Source organism: Corynebacterium sp. MSK044, assembly GCF_030232825.1.
Classification (GTDB): Bacteria; Actinomycetota; Actinomycetes; order Mycobacteriales; family Mycobacteriaceae; genus Corynebacterium.
Genome location: NZ_JASPJJ010000090.1, coordinates 1 through 226, shown reverse-complemented (window position 1 = coordinate 226; position 226 = coordinate 1). Strand labels below are relative to the sequence as shown.

Sequence of the window (226 nt, the reverse complement as noted above, 5' to 3'; positions counted from 1 at the left end):
AAGCCTGTTTCAAGATGAGGTTTCATAGGTTCCCAGCAGACTACTGGGTTGATAGGCCAGATCTGGAAGCACCGTAAAGTGCGAAGGTGACTGGTACTAATACACCAAACAACAAACAACAAACGGCCAACACACACATACGTGTACATGCCGCTCGCGTCCACTATGCAGTATCTGACACACCACACATCCGTGTCACAAAACATCTAATTACATACCGACCACA

Annotated in this window: 1 rRNA gene; it reads left to right on the top strand. The window is 46.9% G+C overall.

Annotation, left to right across the window (positions count from 1 at the left end):
* Positions 1-120: ribosomal RNA gene (locus tag QP994_RS11185) — 23S ribosomal RNA — on the top strand; the annotation flags it as partial.
* Between the last annotated feature and the right edge of the window lie 106 nt (positions 121-226).